The following is a 419-nucleotide window of genomic DNA, read 5'->3' on the forward strand; positions in this document are numbered from 1 at the left end:
GCGGGTAAAGGGAAAGGGCCACGGCCCTTTCGTCACCCCTAGCGAAGAGAGAACAAGACAAGATGGGCAACCTCCACCACCTGATCAACGGCGAAATGGTCGCCGACAACGGCCGCAGCGCCGACGTCTTCAACCCCTCCACCGGCGAAGCCATCCACAAGGTCCCGCTGGCCGACGGCAAGACCCTGCAGAAAGCCATCGATGCCGCCAGGGCCGCTTTCCCGGCCTGGCGCAACACCCCGCCGGCCAAGCGTGCACAGGTGCTGTACCGCTTCAAGCAACTGCTGGAGCAGAACGAGGCGCGGATTTCCAAGCTGATCAGCGAAGAGCACGGCAAGACCCTGGAAGACGCCGCCGGCGAACTCAAGCGCGGCATCGAGAACGTCGAGTACGCCTGCGCCGCCCCGGAAATCCTCAAG

1 protein-coding gene is annotated in these 419 nt (G+C 64.2%); it reads left to right on the plus strand.

From position 1 onward, the window contains the following. Nucleotides 1-62 precede the first annotated feature (62 nt). On the plus strand, nucleotides 63-419 hold a 357-nt coding region (locus FLP08_RS17145), incomplete at its 3' end, for an aldehyde dehydrogenase family protein (protein WP_156278136.1).

Origin of the sequence: Christiangramia aestuarii (assembly GCF_009735585.1) — a bacterium.
Taxonomy (GTDB): domain Bacteria; phylum Bacteroidota; class Bacteroidia; order Flavobacteriales; family Flavobacteriaceae; genus Christiangramia; species Christiangramia aestuarii.